The organism is Janthinobacterium sp. Bl 1 (assembly GCF_058215535.1).
This window is the reverse complement of record NZ_CM177086.1, coordinates 4,062,889-4,080,268: the sequence shown is the minus strand read 5'-3', so window position 1 is coordinate 4,080,268 and position 17,380 is coordinate 4,062,889. Positions and strand designations below refer to the sequence as shown.

Here is a 17,380-nt window from a genome sequence, read left to right as displayed (position 1 = left end):
GAAAAGGGCCTTGCCCTTTTTTTTGGGAAGGTTATGGAACCGGTTTCATAGATTGTATTCAGCCAGGAAAGGGGCATGGATAGACAGGCAGGGCAATGGTTGGCACGAAGTTGGCATAAGTTGTAATGACACGGCAAGAGACGAAATAAATCGTCCATTTGACAATATTCCCGGAAGTGCCTCGACGAGGCCGGTACCGGGATCACAGGAGACTGAAGCATGAAGATGACGACACTGTTTTACGCGAAAATCGTGGCCTGCGCACTGGCAGCAACATGCGCCTTCGGTGCGGCGGCCGACGCCGGCGCCCAGACGCTTGGCGACTTGATCAAGAAGGGCAAGCTGACCATCGGCGTGGTCAGCGGCACGCCGCCGTTTGGCAGCATCGACGCCAAGGGCGTGCCCGTCGGCTATGACGTCGACGTCGCCAACCTGATCGGCAAATACCTGAACCTGCCCGTGGAAATCGTACCGCTGACGGCGCCGTCGCGCGTGCCGTCGCTGGAATCGGGCAAGGTCGACTTCCTCGTGGCGACCCTGGCGCCCACGCCGGAACGGGCCAAGACCCTGATGTTCACCATGCCCTACAGCGCGTTCGAGCTGGCCATCGTCGCGCCGGTCGGCGGCAAATTCAAGGCCCTGGCCGACCTGAAGGGCAAGAAGGTGGGCGTGACGCGCGGCACCACGAATGACACGGCGCTGAGCCGCATGGCGCCGGCCGGCACCAGCATCGTGCGTTTCGAGGATGACGCCACCGTCACCCAGGCCTTGCTCAGCAAGCAGGTCGACGCCGTTTCGATTCCCAGCACGATGGCGCTCGACATCATCAAGACGCGCGGCGCGGGCAAGATCGAGGTCCGCTTCTCGTACTCGCTGCAGCCGAATTCGATGGCCGTGCGCCGCGGCGACTTCGAGCTGCACCAGTGGCTCAACAACTTCATCTACTACGTCAAGCTGAACGGCGAACTCGATGCCATCGCGCGCAAGTGGAGCGGCGCGCCACTGCCGGCGCTGCCGACCTTCTGATACCGCCACCCGTACAGCGATAGTGCTCGTCCGCACGGCGCGCCGCCACGGTGGCGCGGCCGGGGATGCGCACGTATAAAGGAGTTGAGTATGCCGTATGAATTTCATTTCGAACTCGTCATGCAATCGCTGGACCGCCTGTTGTGGGGCGCGGCACTGACGATACGCCTGAGCGCCCTGTCCATGGTGCTGGGGCTGGCGGTGGGCGTCTGCGCCGCCGTCATCCTGAAGAACGGTCCCGCCTATGCCCGCGCGGTGGTGCGCGCCTATGTCGAGATCATCCGCAGCACGCCGTTCCTGGTGCAGCTGTTCATCATCTACTTCGGCTTGCCGTCGCTGGGCTTGCAGCTCGACGCGAACGGCGCCGCGCTCGTCGCCATGACGGTCAACCTGGGCGCCTATGCGGCGGAAATCGTGCGCGCCGGCATCGGCGCCGTGCATCCGTCGCAGCTGGAAGCAGCGCAGGCGCTGGGCATGACGCGCTGGCAGGTGATGCGCCACGTGGTGCTGCTGCCGGCGCTGGAAAAAGTCTATCCGGCGCTGGCCAGCCAGTTCACCCTGATGATGCTGGCCTCGAGCGTTGTGTCGGCCATTTCCGCCGAAGAGCTGACTGCCGCCGCGCACCTGCTCGACTCGGAAACCTTCCGCAGCTTCGAGATCTACATCGTCGTGATGGTGCTGTACATCGTGCTGGCCCTGCTGTTCCGCTTCAGTTTCTGGGTACTGGGCCAGATCGTTTTCAAACGCCGCCGCCGTCTGGGCGCGGTGCGCATGGGAGCATGACATGATCAGTGACTTTTCCTGGGATAACCTGCAATTCCTGCTCGAGGCCACGCGCTGGACCATCGGCCTGTCGCTGATCGTCTTCATCACGGGCGGCATCGCCGGCTTCGCGGTGGCGCTGCTGCGCACGGCGCGCAGCCCGTTCCTGCGTTTCATCAGCGCCCTGTACATCCAGCTGGTCCAGGGCACGCCCGTGCTGATCGTGCTGTTCCTGACCTATTACGGCCTGGCCCTGTTCGGCTACAAGCTGTCGCCGGTCATCGCGGCCGGCGCGGCGATGACGATCTTTGCCAGCGCCTACCTGGGCGAGATCTGGCGCGGCTGCATCGAAGGCGTGCAGCGGCAGCAGTGGGAAGCGTCGGCCGCGCTGGCGCTGAACCGCTACCAGCAGCTGCGCTACGTCATCCTGCCGCAGGCGCTGCGCCATTCGCTGCCGCCGACCGTGGGCTTCATGGTGCAGATCATCAAGAACACTTCGATCACCTCGATCATCGGCGTGGTGGAACTGACGCGGGCAGGGCAACTGGTCAGCAATGCGACCTTCCTGCCGTTCATCGTCTTCCCCATCGTCGCCCTGATCTACTTCGCGATGTGCTATCCGCTGTCGCGCTACAGCCATTCACTGGAAAGGAAATTCCATGCCCATCGTTGAAATCGACAATATCAGCAAGAGCTTCGGCGCCAACCACGTGCTCAAGGGCGTGTCGTTCGCCGTCGAGCCGGGGCAGGTGATCGCCGTGATCGGCCGCAGCGGCTCCGGCAAGAGCACCATGCTGCGCTGTATCAACGGCCTGGAAACCATCGACAGCGGCAGCATCGTCGTGGCCGGCCACACGCTGACGGCGCGCCAGGAACACCTGCTCGACTTGCGCAAGGACGTCGGCATGGTCTTCCAGAGCTACAACCTGTTCCCGCATCTGACCGTGGAAGAAAACGTCATGCTGGCGCCGCGCATCGTCAAGAAGGTGCCCGATGCCCAGGGCCGCGCCACGGCGCTGCGCGTGCTCAAGCAGGTGGGCCTGGACCACAAGCGCGAGTCCTATCCCGAGCAGCTGTCGGGCGGCCAGCAGCAGCGCGTGGCGATCGCCCGGTCGCTGGCGATGGAGCCGCAAGTGATGCTGTTCGACGAAGTGACGTCGGCGCTCGACCCGGAACTGACGCAGGAAGTGCTGAAGGTGATGGAAGAGCTGGCGCAGGCTGGCATGACGATGCTGCTGGTGACGCACGAGATGGAGTTCGCGCGGCGCATGGCCGACGTCACCGTCTTCATGCACCAGGGATTGGTGTGGGAAAGTGGGCCGTCGGAAGCCTTCTTCAGCAACCCGCAAACGCCCGAAGCGCGCCAGTTCGTCGGCGCGGGAGCGATCAAGTGAGCCCCGTCCTGGTGGCGGCGTCGGCCTACGGCGCAAGCAGGGTAAGGCAGCTGGGACAAAGCCATTTCATCGACGTGGTGGCCGATGCGGGCGGTGCCGGCATCGAGATCCGCCGCGAACTGTTTACGTCCGACTTGCCGGACCTCGCGCGCATGGGCGCGGCGGTGGCCGCGCGCGGCCTGTACTGCGTGTATTCCACGCCCATCGAATTGTGGGACGCGGACGGGCAGCTGCAGCAAGAACTGCTGCGGCAGATGCTGGACGAGGCGGCGCGCCTGGGGGCGCGCTACCTGAAGGTGTCGCTGGGCCATTACCCGGCCGCGCCGGACTTGCCGGACTTGAAGGCGCAGCTGGAGGCGGCGCCCGTGGCGCTGCTGGTGGAAAACGACCAGACGGCCCATGGCGGCAGGCTGGCCCCCATGGCGGGCTTTCTGGCGGCGGCGCGCGACATCGGGCTGCCTGTGGGGCTGACCTTCGACATCGGCAACTGGCGCTGGGTGGGCGAGGACGCGCAGCAGGCGGCGCGCCTGCTGGCGCCGTATGTGCGCTATGTGCACTGCAAGGGGGTTCTTGACGACGGAGGGCGGCTGTCCGCGTGTGCCGTTTCTGCAGCCGATCCGGCCTGGCGCGCCGTCTTCGCGCACTTTGCGCCGGGCGTGCAGCGGGCCATCGAATTCCCGCTTGAGGGCGCCGACCTGGTGGCCGAAACGGGCCGCTACATTCAAATCCTGGAGGCTGCATGATGAAGCTTGACGTTGTTACCTATGGCGAGGCAATGGCGATGTTCGTTGCCGAGCAAACGGGCGACCTGGCGACCGTGGCGCACTTTACGCGCCGCCTGGCCGGCGCCGAGACGAATGTCGCCATCGGCCTGGCGCGCCTGGGCCTGAGAGTCGGCTGGCTGAGCCGCGTGGGCGACGACTCGTTCGGCCGCTTCATCCGCGCCAGCGTGCAGGCCGAGGGCGTCGATTGCAGCCGCGTCGTCGCCGTCGCCGGCCAGTCCAGCGGCTTCCTGCTCAAGGAGAAGGCCGAGAACGGCGCCGATCCTCTGGTCGAATACTTCCGCAAGGGTTCCGCCGCCAGCCGGCTGGCGCCCGAACACTTCGACCCCGCCTATTTCCTGTCCGCGCGCCACTTGCACGCCACGGGCGTGGCCGCGGCGCTGTCCGAGACCAGCCTGGCGTTCGCCGGCCAGGCGCTCGATTTCATGCGCGCCAACGGCCGCACCGTGTCGTTCGACCCGAACCTGCGGCCCTCGCTGTGGCCGTCGCAAGCCGTCATGGTCGAACAGATCAACCGCCTCGCCGCCAAGGCGGACTGGGTGCTGCCCGGCCTGGGGGAGGGAAAAATCCTCACCGGCCACGACCTGCCGCACGACGTCGCCGGCTTTTATCTGCAGCAGGGCGCGCGCCTCGTGGTCATCAAGCTGGGCGCCGAGGGCGCCTATTACCGCACGGCCGATGGCGATAGCGGCATGGTGGCGGGCGAGCGCGTGGCCAACGTGGTCGACACTGTGGGCGCCGGCGACGGCTTCGCGGCCGGCCTGGTCAGCGCCTTGCTGGAAGGCTTGCCGCTGGCGCAGGCGGTAGGGCGCGGCAACCGGGTCGGCGCTTTTGCCATCCAGGTGGCCGGCGACATGGAAGGCTTGCCGACACGCGCCCAGCTCGACGCGCTGGTCCCATCTTGAAACGTACAGGGGAAACACTCGTGAAAAAACATGTGGTTGTCTATAAAAAGCTGGCCGAACCGCTGCTGGCGCGCCTGCGCGCCGAATGCGAGGTGACGTATTTCGAGGCTATCGACGCGGGCAACCGCGCCGCGTTCGCCGCCGCGATCCGCAGCGCGCATGGCTTGCTGGGCGCCAGCGTGCGCCTGGGCCGCGAACTGCTGGACCCGGCCGTCGACCTGCGCATCATTTCCACCATTTCCGTGGGCGTCGACCAGTTCGACGTTGACTACCTGCGCGAACGGGGCGTCTTGCTGGCCAATACGCCGGACGTGCTGACGGAAACGACGGCCGACACGATCTTCGCGCTGATCCTTGCCAGCGCGCGGCGCGTTGTCGAACTGGCCGAATTCGTCAAGGCGGGCCGCTGGACGCGCAGCGTGGGCGAGAGCCAGTACGGCGTCAACGTGCACGGCAAGACCATCGGCATGCTGGGCATGGGCCGCATCGGCCGCGCCGTCGCCCGCCGCGCCGCGCTGGGCTTCGGCATGCAGGTGCTGTACGTGAATGGCGAGGCGGTGCCCGAAGTGGAGGCGGCGCTGGGCGCGCGCCAGGTGGCGCTCGACGACCTGCTGGCCGGCTCCGATTTCGTCTGCGTGGTGCTGCCGCTGACGGCGCAGACGGAACGCATGATGGGCCGGCGCGAGTTCGCGCTGATGCGCCCCGGCGCCATCTTCATCAACGGTTCGCGCGGGCGCATCGTCGACGAGGCAGCCCTGATCGAGGCGCTGCAGCAGGGCACCATCCACGGCGCCGGTCTCGACGTGTTCGAGCGCGAACCGCTGGCGCCGGACAATCCGCTGCCGCACATGGCCAACGTGGTGGCGCTGCCGCACATCGGCTCGGCCACGCACGAAACGCGCTACGCCATGGCGCAGCAAGCCGTGGACAACCTGCTGGCCGGCCTGCGTGGCGAGCGTCCGCGCCACCTGGTCGGCCAAGAACAGTATCAATAAAACACAGACAGGGAAAGAAATGAAGAACAAGGTAGCAAGAGCAATCATCATCGGCGCGGGCGCTTGCGGCGGCCTGTGTTGCGCGCAGTCGAACGTGACCATGTACGGCATCGCGGACCTGGGCGTGGTGTCCGAGAACGGTGGCCCCGGGGGCCGGGTGCTCAAGCTGACGAGCGGCATCGCCAACGGTTCGCGCCTCGGTTTCAAGGGCAGCGAAGACCTGGGCGGCGGCATGACGGCGATATTTACCTTCGATGCGGGCATCCTGGCCGACACGGGCGCTTCGGCCCAGGGCGGCCTGCTGTTCGGACGCCAGGCCTTCGTCGGCCTGGCCGGCGCGGCAGGCACGCTGCGGCTGGGCCGCCAGTACACCTTCATCGACAGCAGCCTGGGGGCGCTGGACCCGTTTTACCTGGGTTTTGCGGGCAGGATAAGCAACGTCTTCACGGCCGGCTACATCAGCCGGGTCGACAACAGCATCACCTACAGCTCGCCCGTGCGCGGCGGCCTTTCCGGCGAACTGGCGTACGGCTTCGGCGAAGTGCCGGGCGACGCCTCGGCCAAACGCTACGCGGGCGCGGCGGCCACCTATGCCAGCGGGCCGCTGTATGTGCGCATGGCGCACCAGGACGCCAATACGCTGTCGACCGCGCTGGTGGCGGGCAGGGCACGCAATACTGTGCTGGGCGCCACCTGGGACTTCGGCGTCGCCAAGGCGCATGGCGCCGTCGCCGTCAGCAAGAGCACGGCGGGTGCCGTTACCACGGTCGACAGCGCGGACCTGATGCTGGGCGCCACGGTGCCGGTGGGCCCGCACAGAGTCCTGTTCTCGTACGTGCGGCGCGACGACCGGCGCGCCGCCAACGGCGACGCTACCCAGATCGGCATCGGCTACACCTACGCGCTGTCGAAGCGCAGCACCTTGTATGCGGCCTACGCGCATATCGACAACCGCAACGGCGCCGCCTATGTGGTGGGCAACGCCACCGACAACGGTACCGGCAACCAGGCCTGGAACCTCGGCCTGCGCCACACTTTTTAACGGGAGAATCGAATGAAGAAAATTGGATGGATACTGGTCGGCGCCAGCACCGTGGCGCGCGAATGGATGGTCGACGCGATCCGCCAGCAGGGCGATGCCGAAGTGCTGGCCGTGGTCAGCCGCGACGCTGCACGCGGCGCCGCTTTTGCCGGGCAGTTCGGCATCGCCGCCAGCTACACGGACCTCGATGCGGCGCTCGCGCATCCGGGCGCGGACGCCGTGTACATCAGCACCACCAACGAGTTGCACATGGCGCAGACCTTGCAGGCGGCGCGCGCCGGCAAGCACGTGCTGTGCGAAAAGCCGCTGGCGCTGAACCTTGACGACGCCCGCCGCATGGTCGACGGCTGCGCCGAGGCGGGCGTGGTGCTGGGAATTAACCACCACCTGCGCAACGCGGCCAGCCACGGCAAGGTGCGCGAGCTGATACGCGCCGGCGAGATTGGCCAGCCCCTGTATGGCCGCGTGCTGCACGCGAACAACCTGCCGCAGCACCTGCGCGGCTGGCGCCTGGACGCGCCGGAGTCGGGCGGCGTCACGCTCGACATGTTCGTGCACGACGTCGACACCTTGCGCTTCCTGCTCGACTCTGAACCGCGCCACGTCACCGCCTGCGCCACCAGCGGCGGCATGACGGTGGCCGGGCTGGAAGAGGGCCTGATGGCCGTCATTGAGTTCGACAACGGCGCCCTGGTGCAGGTGCACGATGCGTTCAATGCGCCGTATTCGCTGTCCGGCGTGGAAATCATCGGCAGCAAGGGCACCATCTTCGCCACCGGCGTGATGACGCAGCGCCCCGTCGGCACCATCAGCCTGACCCGCGACGGCGGCAGCATCGACATCCCCGTCGAGCATGAAAACCTGTACGTGTGCTCGGTGCGCGCCTTCCAGCGCGCCATGCGCGGCGCAGGGCAGCCGGCCGCCACCGGCGACGACGGCATGCGCGCGTTGGCCACGGCGCTGGCGGCGCAGCAGGCCAGCCGCAGCCACCAGCGCGTGACCGTGGCCGGCTGATACGGCCGCACATTAAAAAAAGCCGCCTGATTAAAAAAACAGGCGGCTTTTTATCGGCTTGCGTCCGTGATTACTCTTCGCGGCGTAAATGCGGGAACAACAGCACGTCGCGGATGTTCGGCGAATCCGTGATGATCATCATCAGGCGGTCGATGCCGATGCCGCAGCCGCCGGCTGGCGGCATGCCGTATTCCAGCGCGCGGATGTAGTCGGCGTCGTAGAACATCGCCTCTTCATCGCCGGCGTCCTTGGCGGCCACTTGTGCCAGGAAGCGGGCCGACTGGTCTTCCGCGTCGTTCAACTCGGAGAAGCCGTTGGCGATTTCGCGGCCCACCATGAACAATTCAAAACGTTCGGTGATGCCGGCCACCGTGTCGGAAGCGCGCGCCAGTGGCGACACTTCGACCGGGTAGTCGATGATGTAGGTCGGTTCCCACAGCTGCGCTTCAGCCGTCTCTTCGAACAGCGCCAGTTGCAGCGCGCCCAGGCCGGCCGTGGCGAACGGCTTGACGCCGAATTTCTTCAGCTCTTCCTTGATGAAGTCCGCATCGTTCAGCTGCTCCGGCGTGTAGCCCGGCGCGTACTTGTTGATCGCTTCGACGATGGTCAGGCGGTGGAACGGTTTTGCTAGATCCAGCTCGCGGCCGCCGTAGGTCAGGGTGGCGGTGCCGTGCGCGTCGATGGCGGCCTGGCGGATGACGGCTTCCGTGAAATCCATCAGCCATTTGTAGTCGGTGTAGGCCGCGTAGAATTCCATCATCGTGAATTCAGGGTTGTGACGGATCGACACGCCTTCGTTGCGGAAGTTGCGGTTGATCTCGAACACGCGGTCGAAGCCGCCGACGACCAGGCGCTTCAGGTACAGCTCGGGCGCGATACGCAGGAACATCTGCATGTCCAACGCATTGTGGTGCGTGATGAACGGCTTGGCCGCCGCGCCGCCAGGGATCGTGTGCAGCATCGGCGTTTCCACTTCCATGAACTCGTTCTTTTCCATGAAGCGGCGGATCGACGAGATGGCGGCGGTACGCGCCTTGAAGGTGCGGCGCGTTTCCGCATTCATGATCAGATCGACGTAGCGCTGGCGGTACTTCGTTTCCTGATCGGCCAGGCCGTGGAATTTGTTTGGCAACGGGCGCAGCGACTTGGTGATCAGGCGCAGTTCCGACACCTTGATGGTCAGTTCGTCCGTCTTGGTCTTGAACAGCGTGCCCGTCACGCCCAGGATATCGCCCAGGTCATAGTGGTGCAGGGCGGCCATGGCCGCTTCGCCGGTCAGGTCCAAGGTGGCGTAGATCTGGATGCGGCCGTCGGCTTTCGGGCCGGAAGCGTCCTGCAGGGTGGCGAAAGCGGCTTTCTTGCCCGCTTCGCGCTTGAACATCATGCGGCCGGCCAGCACCACGTGTACAGGTTCGGCTTCCAGCTCTTCGCGCGTCTTGATGCCGTATTGTGCGTGCAGATCGGCCGCCTTGTGCTCGGGGCGGAAATCGTTCGGGAAGGCGACGCCTTGTTCGCGCAGTGCTGCCAGCTTGACGCGGCGCTCGGCGATGATCTTGTTTTCATCGGGTGCGGCGGCTTGTTCTTGGATATCCGTAGTCATGGTGTTCTTCGTTGGTGATTATTGATGATGTGGTGCCAGCGCTGGCGCCACGCTGGCAAACAGTGCGTCGACGTCGAGTGCGGAGAAATCCGGCACGATGGCAATGACGTTGTCGAAGGCGGCAAATGCCTCGGCCGGCAGGGTGGTGGTGAGTACCACGACGCGCATGCCGGCACGGCGCGCCGCTTCCACGCCCAGGGGCGCGTCTTCAAAGACGATGCAGTTGTGCGGCTGCGCGCCAGCCAGCAGCGCGCCTTTCAGGAAAACGTCCGGGTGCGGCTTGCCCCGTTCCACGTCGGCGGCGCCGACGATGGCGTCGAAGCGGTGGCGCAGGTCCAGGCCGTCGAGCGTGAACGCGATGTTCTCGGCCGGCGCGGCCGTGCCGACCACCAGCCCGACGCCAGCCTGGCGCGCGCTGGCGATCAGCCGGTCGAAACCGGCGACTGTCGCCAGGTGCGGGCCATACAGCTCGCGGTAGACGACTTCCTTTTCAGCCAGCAGGGTGACGTGGTCGGCATCCTCGCCCAGGTACTTGGCGATGATTTCATGTCCCTGCCGTCCTGCCGTGTCGCGGAAAAAGGCATCCGCATCCAGCGCATGGCCGTGGCGTTCAAAGAACGCCAGCCACGACGTCGTGTGGAAGGCCATGTTGTCGACGATCGTGCCATCCATGTCGAACAGGAAGGCGCGCTGCGCTGGAGCGGATGTATTCATCCTTATACGCCTTGCTTGAGCGAGGCGGAGATGAAGTCGTCGATGTCGCCATCGAGCACGCCCTTGGTATTGCCCGTCTCGAAACCGGTGCGCAAGTCCTTGATGCGGGACTGGTCCAGCACGTAGGAGCGGATCTGGTGACCCCAGCCCACGTCCGTCTTCGAGTCTTCCAGCTTTTGCTGTTCGCTCATGCGCTTGCGCAGTTCATGCTCGTACAGCTTCGCTTTCAGCATTTCCATCGCTTCGGCGCGGTTGCGGTGCTGCGAACGGTCGTTCTGGCACTGCACCACGATGCCGGTCGGCGCATGGGTCATGCGGACGGCGGAGTCGGTCTTGTTGATGTGCTGACCGCCGGCGCCCGACGCGCGGTAGGTATCGACGCGGATATCGGCCGGGTTGACATCGATCTCGATCGAATCGTCGACTTCCGGATACACGAACAGCGACGTAAACGAGGTGTGGCGGCCGTTGGCCGAGTCGAATGGCGACTTGCGCACCAGGCGGTGCACGCCCGTTTCCGTGCGCAGGAAGCCGTAGGCGTGATCGCCCTCGACCTTCAGGGTGGCCGTCTTGATGCCGGCGACCTCGCCGTCGGACTGCTCGAGGATTTCGACCTTGAAGCCCTTGCGTTCGCAATAGCGCAGGTACTGGCGCAGCAGCATCGAAGCCCAGTCCTGGGCTTCCGTGCCGCCGGCGCCGGCCTGGATGTCGATGAAGCAGTTGTTCGGGTCCATCGGATTGTTGAACATCCGGCGGAATTCCATGCTTTCGATGACCTTGCGGATTTCCTGTACGTCCTGCTCGATCGCTTCGAGCGTGTCGTCGTCGCCTTCTTCGCGGGCCATGTCGAACAGGTCGCGGGTGTCGCGCAGGTCGGCATCGGCCTTGGCCAGGGTGAAGACGATGGCTTCCAGCGCCTTCTTCTCTTTACCGAGGTCCTGGGCGCGTTTGGGATCGTTCCAGACGGTTGGATCTTCCAGTTCTTCGTTGACTTGCTCTAGTTTCTCCGACTTGACAGTGAAGTCAAAGATACCTCCGAAGTTCGGCTTCGCGGACCGTCAGGTCGTTGAGCAGGGCGGAGATGATATTGATGCGTTCGGCTTCCATAATGTTCTGGTCTTCTATGGTGAAATCAAACCCTGAATTATACGCGAGCGCGGCGCGTTTCTGATGCCGGCGGTGCCGAATCGATGCCGCACAGGGCAATAAAATCATCATTTCGCTGTATTTGCGACAATATTTTTGCCTTGATAGGGGCTGCCGTGCTGCGTATGATGCTGGCGATATTGTCTTTCCACAGGAATACATCATGCTTCAATCTCCCCGTCTTGCCCTGTTACCGTTGCTGCTGGCCGGCTGCGGCACCTTGCCGCCCGCCGCCACCGGACCGGTCCAGCCGCTGGCCGCGCCGGCCGGCAGCAGCGCCACCCTGGCCCTGCTCGAGACGACGGACTTGCACGCGAATGTGCTCAGTTATGATTACTACAAGCTGCAGGCGGAGCCGTCGATCGGCCTGGAACGCACGGCGGCCCTGATCGCCCAGGCGCGCGCGCAGTTCCCGAACAACCTTTTACTCGACAACGGCGACACCATCCAGGGCACGGCGCTGGCCGACTATCAGGCCCTCGTGAAACCGCTGGCCTGCGACCAGACCCTGGCCATCTACAAGGCTATGAACCTGTTGAAAGTGGACGGCGGCGGCATCGGCAACCACGAATTCAACTATGGCCTGGCGTTCCTGAGCCAGGTGACGGGCAACCGCTTCGACGTCGACAGCGTCGACGCCGGCAAACCGCGCTGCGCTGGCCCCACGTTCCCGCAAGTGCTGGCCAACGTCTACAGCGTCAAGACGGGCCAGCCCCTGTTTGCGCCATACCACATCATAGCCAAGCAGATCACGGCAACCGGCCCCGATGGCAAGCCCGTTACGAGCAGCGTGAAGGTGGGCATCATCAGCTTTGCGCCGCCCACCATCATGGCCTGGGACAAGCGCTGGCTCGAAGGCCGCGTTTACACGCAGGGCGTGCGCGAGACGGCGGAAAAATTCATCCCCGAGATGCGCGCCAAGGGCGCCGAACTGGTGGTGGCGATCTCGCACGGCGGCCTCGATGACAGCCCGTATTCGCCGAGCATGGAAAACGGTAATTACTACCTGTCGCAAGTGCCGGGCGTGGACGCCATGCTGATCGGCCACTCGCACCAGCTGTTCCCGAACGCCGCCAGCACGGTGCCGCAATTTAATTTGCCCGGCGTCGACAAGGTCAAGGGATTGGTCAATGGCGTACCCACGGTGATGGCCAATCTGTGGGGCAAGCACCTGGGCGTGATCGGCCTGCGCCTGCGCCACGACGGCAAGCAGTGGGTCGTCGACAAGAGCGCCACGACGGTGGAAGCGCGCGGCATCCAGAACGCGGACAAGAGTTACGTGCAGCCCGATCCTGCCATCGCCAGACTGGTGGCCGAGGAACATGCGGCGACGATTGCCTACGTGCAGACGCCCGTGGGCAAGACGGACTTCCGCATGTCGACGTATTTTGCCGACGTGGGCGACGTCAGCGCCATCGAGGTGGTGAATCAGGCGCAAGCGGGCTATCTGGCCGCGTATGTGAAGGCGAACTTGCCGCAGTTTGCGCACTTGCCCGTGCTGTCGATGTCGTCGCCGTTCAAGAGCGGTTCGGCCGGCGTGTCCGACTACACGGACGTCAAGGCGGGAAATGTGGCGCTGAATAACGCGGCCGATCTGTATTTGTATCCGAATGCGCTGTACGGCGTGAAGATGAATGGCGCGGACCTGAAAGCCTGGCTGGAACAGTCGGCGCAGCGTTTCAATACCATCGACCCGAACAAGCTGGAAGCGCAGGAATTGGTCAATACGGCCCATCCGAGCTACAACTTCGACGCGATCACGAGCGCGGACGTGTGCTACCAGATCGACGTCACGCAGCTGCCGGGCCAGCGCCTCAAGGGCCTCACGTACAAGGGCAAGCCGGTGGACGCCAGCCAGGAATTTTTGATCGCGACGAATAACTACCGCGCCAGCGGCGGCGGCAATTTCCCTGGCCTCGACGGCAGCAAGACGGTGGTGGCTTCGCCCGACAACAACCGCGAACTGCTGATCGCTTACGTCACGCAGCAGAAAAACCTGACACGCGCGAAAAACGGCTCGGCGCGCAGCTGGCGCTTCGCCAAGGTGGCTACGAAAGGCCCCGTGGTTTTCCACTCGGCGCCAAACGTGATCGACCTGGCGAAAGCGGCCGGCATCGACAACGTCACTCAGCTGAAGGCTGACGACGGCGCTGGCAAGGGCTTTGCGCTGTACCAGCTCGACCTGTCGAAATGATGCTGGCAAACTTGCTGCTGGCCGCCGCGTTGGCGTCGCCCGTTGTGGCCGCGCCCGATCTCACGGCCCGGGCCAAGGTCCTGATGCGCGCGGGAGAATCGACCCAGCCGCAGGCACGCGCCCTGTTCGAGCAGGCCGCGGGGCAGGGCAGCGGCCCGGCCGCATATTACCTGGGCCTGATGCACAAGAACGGCATGGGCGGCCCGCAGGACGGCGCCGCCGCGCTGCGCTGGCTGGAACTGGCCGCGCAACGCGGCGTGGCGCCAGCCATGTTCATCGTGGCGAACATGCTGCTGGACAGCGATGAGGTGCGGGCGCGTTACTGGCTAGACGCCGCCTGCGACCTCGACTACCCGGAAGCGCTGCAGCAGAAATCCGTGGCCCTGGCCGAGGGGCAGATGGGTTATGCGCACAACGAGGAGCAGTCGTTCCTGTATCTGAAGATGGCGACGCATGCGATGGGGCACCGGTCCGCCGAGCCGTAATGATGCGGCTGGGGAATTGCTTATTTTTCTCAAGAAATATTAATTTTCTTAAATAGCGTCCTTCCTTATATTTTATTTCTCTTCATTGTAAATTTATTATCAATCAAGGAATATTCATGGCATTATACTGTAGATATCTTTTTGATAATATTGAATAGAGGAAGCGCATGGCATTCCGGGCAAAGGCAAGGCAATCTTTCCCCCTCGTGAGTCGGAGGGCGCTGGCGAAGAAATGGCGGCATGCGGGCCTGGGCCTGCTGCTGGTGGCGATGGCATCGTCGGCCGTGGCGCAACTGCCGGCGCCGCTCAAAGCCGGGCATCCCAAGTTGTTCCTGACGCAGGCGGGAATTGATGGACTGAAACGGCAATTGCCATACTATCCATCCGCTAAATTTCCTGCAGTTAAAGGCAGCATACAATTCAGTTTGCTGGCAAAGCACAAGGATAGCCAGGATGGCGGTGATCAAGCCATTTTTGGACAGTACCGCGGCACGAATAACACCATCCTCGTCCGTCATGTGGATCACCTGGACACGCCCGGGACGATCAGTCTGCAAATTATGTTTATCGGCAAGCCGACATCTCCGTCGACCACGACAACGATGTCGTCGACCGTCGTTCATCTTAAGGCGGACGCGTGGACCGAGATCAGGGTGGCGTGGGACGCCCAGCTGCATGCGATCGATATCAAGGTTAATGGCCTCCCGGTGCGTGCATTTTGGGGCAAGGCCGACGCTCCGTTCACCGACTGGACGGCGAACGAACAGATATTCGATGTCGGTGCGCGGCGCAATGAAGTCATGAGTAATTTCATCTTGCGCGACGGCCAGGGACAGGAATTGATGCAGCATGCATCGCTCGATACCGGTCTGAGAAAGTCCTGGACCGATTACCGTGATGCCGCCGACATCCGCCTGGCGGACATCCGCAGCTGTGCCACGATCGCACCGACGTCGTCCGACTACCCGAAACCATGCAAGGTGGCGACCGGACATCGTGGAACGATTTATGAAAGCGCGCAATTGCTGTCCATGGCATGGCTGCTAACGGAGCAGGACAAATACAAGCAGGGCCTGCTGACGTATGTCGACATGTTGCTGGCGAGCCCGCTTCCCGCTGGTAATGAATGGTCGATGGGCGGCAGGGTGGCCGCCATGGGCCTCGTCTATGACTGGCTGTTTGATCTGATGGGCAGTGAGAATGTGCCTGCCGCACTGGGTACCGGGTCTTACCGGTCCGCATTGGCGCAGAGGATCAAGGACACGATTGCTGCTGAAAATACGGCAGTTGTGGGCGACCATCTCGTGGCATCCATGTGTGGCAGCAAGCAGCACTTGCGCGACACGAGTACAGTCTTCGATTGCGAGCAGAAACCCATATATGAACACTGGAACCGCACTGATGGACCCTCAGTAGCCCAATACTATGTCAGTGGCCACGCCTTCAGTGCCGTGACAAACATGGCGGTGGGATTGCTGGCCATCGCGGAAGAGTATCCCGAAGTCGTGCCGATGATTGACACGGCGTATGCGCATTTCGACAAGGGCTTCATGGCCGCGCGCGCCGCCATTTCGGCCGATGGCGGCCATCAGATGGGCTTTGCCTATGGCGTGTCGAGCATCCCCGAGCGCTTGTTGCTGTGGCGTACGGCGCTCGATAATTCAAATGGTACGCCGCTGTTGCAGGCGGATTGGCAGGCGCAGCTGCTCTATCCGTATATCTACGGTTTGCGTAGCGACAGTCTTTTTCCTGCCAGCGGAGACAATTATGATTTGCGTGTAGGTAATCCACTGCTCGGACAATTGTCGCGTGGCGTGGCCAGTGCTGGCGATGACGGCGTGGCCTGGTCTTTTTACCGCGAGCAAGTGGGCAAGCGTACTTACTGGAACGACGAGATCCTGGAGCGTTTGTTCTGGCCAGCGGAAGTGGCGGCCGTGCCGATAGCAAGCTTGCCCTTGGCGCGCCATTTTCGCGTGTCGGGCCAGGTAGTGATGCGCGACACGTGGGAGTATGCGAATGCCACTTTGCTGGACTTCAAATCCTCCTCGTTCGCGGCACAGAATCACCAGCACGCCGACCAGAACAGTTTTGCGCTGTATTACAAGGCGCCATTGCTGCTCGATACGGGCTTGTACGATAGCTATGAAAGCGTGCACTGGTGGAATTACTACACACGCAGCGTGGCGCACAACACGATCACGGTCTACGATACGGCGGACGATCAGACTGAGCGTCTCATGACGGGGACGAGCGGCCTGAGCCGCGATGGCGGACAGTGGATGCAAGCGCTGCAACAGAACTATCCGACGATAGACGAGATACAGCCCGGTGGCGTCAATGCCCTCGATGGCATCGTGCGCTATGAAAATACGCCGGAATATACCTATACCAGTGGCAATGCCAGCAAAGCCTATTCGGCAACGCGGCTGGATCGCAACAATGGTTTCGTGCGTCAAGTGCTGTTCCTGCGCCAGCCGGCATTCTGGAGCAAGCCGGTGACGGTGATCTTCGATAGCGTGCGCAGCAAACGCGGCTTGCCGGCCACGTTCTTGCTGCATACGGCGCACGATCCGGCGGCCAATACCGCCAGTACCAGCAATCTGGGGGATGGCCGCTACAAGCTCGGCTACAGCGCGGGACAGCGGCGCATCGCCACCGTGCGCAACGGCGAGGGCATGCTGATCGTGCAAACCGTACTGCCAGAAAATGCTGTCGTGCATAAAGTTGGTGGCCTTGATCATGATGGCACCGTGTGTAGGCAGATGAGTCCGGTCACGGCGAACCAGTCGATGCCCAGCAGCGGCGATTGCCGCTTCATGGTGCGCCGTCGCCAGGCCGATGGCAGCGACCTGTGGTTCAACCACCCACCACAAAAGAGCGAGCAAAAGACCACCAATGAGGATGTGGGTGTCTGGCGTCTGGAAGTCACATCGCCTACCGCGCTCGCCGTGAATGGCCCCGAATATTTCCTGCACACGCTGTTTGTCGCCAACAACGATGGTTCCACAGGCACAGCGCAGCCGCCCGATACGCGGCGCCTGGCGGCCGCGGCCAACACCGAGGCGCTGTTGCTGGGCAGTCAGCTGCAGGTGCTGTTCAACCGCGACGTGGCGCCAGCTGCCCGCATGGACTGGACTTCGCCGTTGGCCGCCGGCGCCATCCTGGCCACGGGCCTGAAACCGGGCGTCCATTATGCGTTGACGTCGGCAGCGGCGGGTAGCGCCTTTGCCAGGAGCCTGGTTGAAACGCAGGAAGGGACAGGCACGCATCTGAGTTCCGACCAGGGCGTGCTCAGTATCGAGTAAGCCGCTTGTCTGCCGG

At 63.6% G+C, this 17,380-nt stretch carries 16 protein-coding genes; 12 read left to right on the top strand and 4 right to left on the bottom strand.

All coding sequences use genetic code 11. From position 1 onward, the window contains the following. Positions 1 to 219: 219 nt before the first annotated feature. From AC4BCN_RS18360 to AC4BCN_RS18320, 9 genes are all read left to right on the top strand, one after another. On the top strand, positions 220 to 1,026 hold the full coding sequence (locus AC4BCN_RS18360; protein ID WP_046683003.1) for a transporter substrate-binding domain-containing protein: 807 nt from the start codon (positions 220 to 222) through the stop codon (positions 1,024 to 1,026). A gap of 90 nt (positions 1,027 to 1,116) precedes the next feature. After that, positions 1,117 to 1,809: an amino acid ABC transporter permease gene (locus AC4BCN_RS18355; RefSeq protein ID WP_128142858.1), complete on the top strand. Its 693-nt coding sequence runs from the start codon at positions 1,117 to 1,119 to the stop codon at positions 1,807 to 1,809. 1 nt (position 1,810) lies between these two features. Then, positions 1,811 to 2,461, top strand: coding sequence for an amino acid ABC transporter permease (locus AC4BCN_RS18350; RefSeq protein ID WP_034755387.1), 651 nt, complete (start codon positions 1,811 to 1,813; stop codon positions 2,459 to 2,461). Next, positions 2,448 to 3,182 carry an amino acid ABC transporter ATP-binding protein gene (locus tag AC4BCN_RS18345; protein WP_490491443.1) on the top strand — a complete coding sequence of 245 codons (735 nt, stop codon included), beginning with the start codon at positions 2,448 to 2,450 and terminating at the stop codon, positions 3,180 to 3,182. Before AC4BCN_RS18350 ends, AC4BCN_RS18345 begins: the two co-directional genes overlap by 14 nt. Next, positions 3,179 to 3,925 (top strand): sugar phosphate isomerase/epimerase family protein, encoded by a 747-nt coding sequence (locus AC4BCN_RS18340; protein ID WP_490491442.1) that lies wholly within the window; start codon positions 3,179 to 3,181, stop codon positions 3,923 to 3,925. The genes AC4BCN_RS18345 and AC4BCN_RS18340 overlap by 4 nt, the downstream gene beginning before the upstream one ends. Beyond that, complete coding sequence (locus AC4BCN_RS18335; protein WP_490491441.1) at positions 3,922 to 4,869, top strand: sugar kinase; 948 nt, start codon at positions 3,922 to 3,924, stop codon at positions 4,867 to 4,869. The genes AC4BCN_RS18340 and AC4BCN_RS18335 overlap by 4 nt, the downstream gene beginning before the upstream one ends. A gap of 20 nt (positions 4,870 to 4,889) precedes the next feature. Continuing rightward, positions 4,890 to 5,864, top strand: coding sequence for a 2-hydroxyacid dehydrogenase (locus AC4BCN_RS18330; RefSeq protein WP_490491440.1), 975 nt, complete (start codon positions 4,890 to 4,892; stop codon positions 5,862 to 5,864). Between the two features lie 19 nt (positions 5,865 to 5,883). After that, positions 5,884 to 6,906, top strand: a complete 1,023-nt coding sequence (locus tag AC4BCN_RS18325; RefSeq protein WP_490491439.1) for a porin — start codon at positions 5,884 to 5,886, stop codon at positions 6,904 to 6,906. A 12-nt stretch (positions 6,907 to 6,918) separates the two neighbouring features. Beyond that, on the top strand, positions 6,919 to 7,920 hold the full coding sequence (locus AC4BCN_RS18320) for a Gfo/Idh/MocA family protein (RefSeq protein ID WP_490491438.1): 1,002 nt from the start codon (positions 6,919 to 6,921) through the stop codon (positions 7,918 to 7,920). 70 nt (positions 7,921 to 7,990) lie between these two features. On the opposite strand, the gene lysS is transcribed toward AC4BCN_RS18320, so the two are convergent. From lysS to AC4BCN_RS18300, 4 genes are all read right to left on the bottom strand, one after another. Further along, positions 7,991 to 9,520, bottom strand: coding sequence for a lysine--tRNA ligase (gene lysS, locus AC4BCN_RS18315; protein WP_490491437.1), 1,530 nt, complete (start codon positions 9,518 to 9,520; stop codon positions 7,991 to 7,993). Positions 9,521 to 9,538: 18 nt separating this feature from the next. Further along, entirely contained in the window at positions 9,539 to 10,234 is a 696-nt protein-coding gene (locus AC4BCN_RS18310) for an HAD family hydrolase (RefSeq protein WP_490491436.1), read from the bottom strand. 2 nt (positions 10,235 to 10,236) lie between these two features. Then, positions 10,237 to 11,341, bottom strand: a protein-coding gene (gene prfB, locus AC4BCN_RS18305; protein ID WP_115057524.1) for a peptide chain release factor 2 whose coding sequence is annotated in 2 segments (ribosomal slippage) — positions 10,237 to 11,259 and positions 11,261 to 11,341 — 1,104 coding nt in all. Because the reading frame shifts where the segments join, the coding sequence is not laid out codon by codon here. After that, positions 11,258 to 11,452, bottom strand: a complete 195-nt coding sequence (locus tag AC4BCN_RS18300) for a hypothetical protein (RefSeq protein ID WP_338682418.1) — start codon at positions 11,450 to 11,452, stop codon at positions 11,258 to 11,260. The genes prfB and AC4BCN_RS18300 overlap by 84 nt, the downstream gene beginning before the upstream one ends. A 91-nt stretch (positions 11,453 to 11,543) precedes the next feature. Between AC4BCN_RS18300 and AC4BCN_RS18295 the strand changes: the two genes are divergently transcribed. The 3 genes from AC4BCN_RS18295 to AC4BCN_RS18285 all read left to right on the top strand — a co-directional run bounded on the left by AC4BCN_RS18295 (position 11,544) and on the right by AC4BCN_RS18285 (position 17,364). Then, positions 11,544 to 13,574, top strand: coding sequence for a bifunctional 2',3'-cyclic-nucleotide 2'-phosphodiesterase/3'-nucleotidase (locus AC4BCN_RS18295; RefSeq protein WP_338679023.1), 2,031 nt, complete (start codon positions 11,544 to 11,546; stop codon positions 13,572 to 13,574). After that, complete coding sequence (locus AC4BCN_RS18290; RefSeq protein ID WP_338679022.1) at positions 13,571 to 14,059, top strand: tetratricopeptide repeat protein; 489 nt, start codon at positions 13,571 to 13,573, stop codon at positions 14,057 to 14,059. Before AC4BCN_RS18295 ends, AC4BCN_RS18290 begins: the two co-directional genes overlap by 4 nt. A gap of 167 nt (positions 14,060 to 14,226) precedes the next feature. Beyond that, a complete protein-coding gene (locus tag AC4BCN_RS18285) occupies positions 14,227 to 17,364 on the top strand; it encodes a heparinase II/III domain-containing protein (protein ID WP_338679021.1) in 3,138 nt (1,045 codons plus the stop codon). Positions 17,365 to 17,380: the final 16 nt, after the last annotated feature.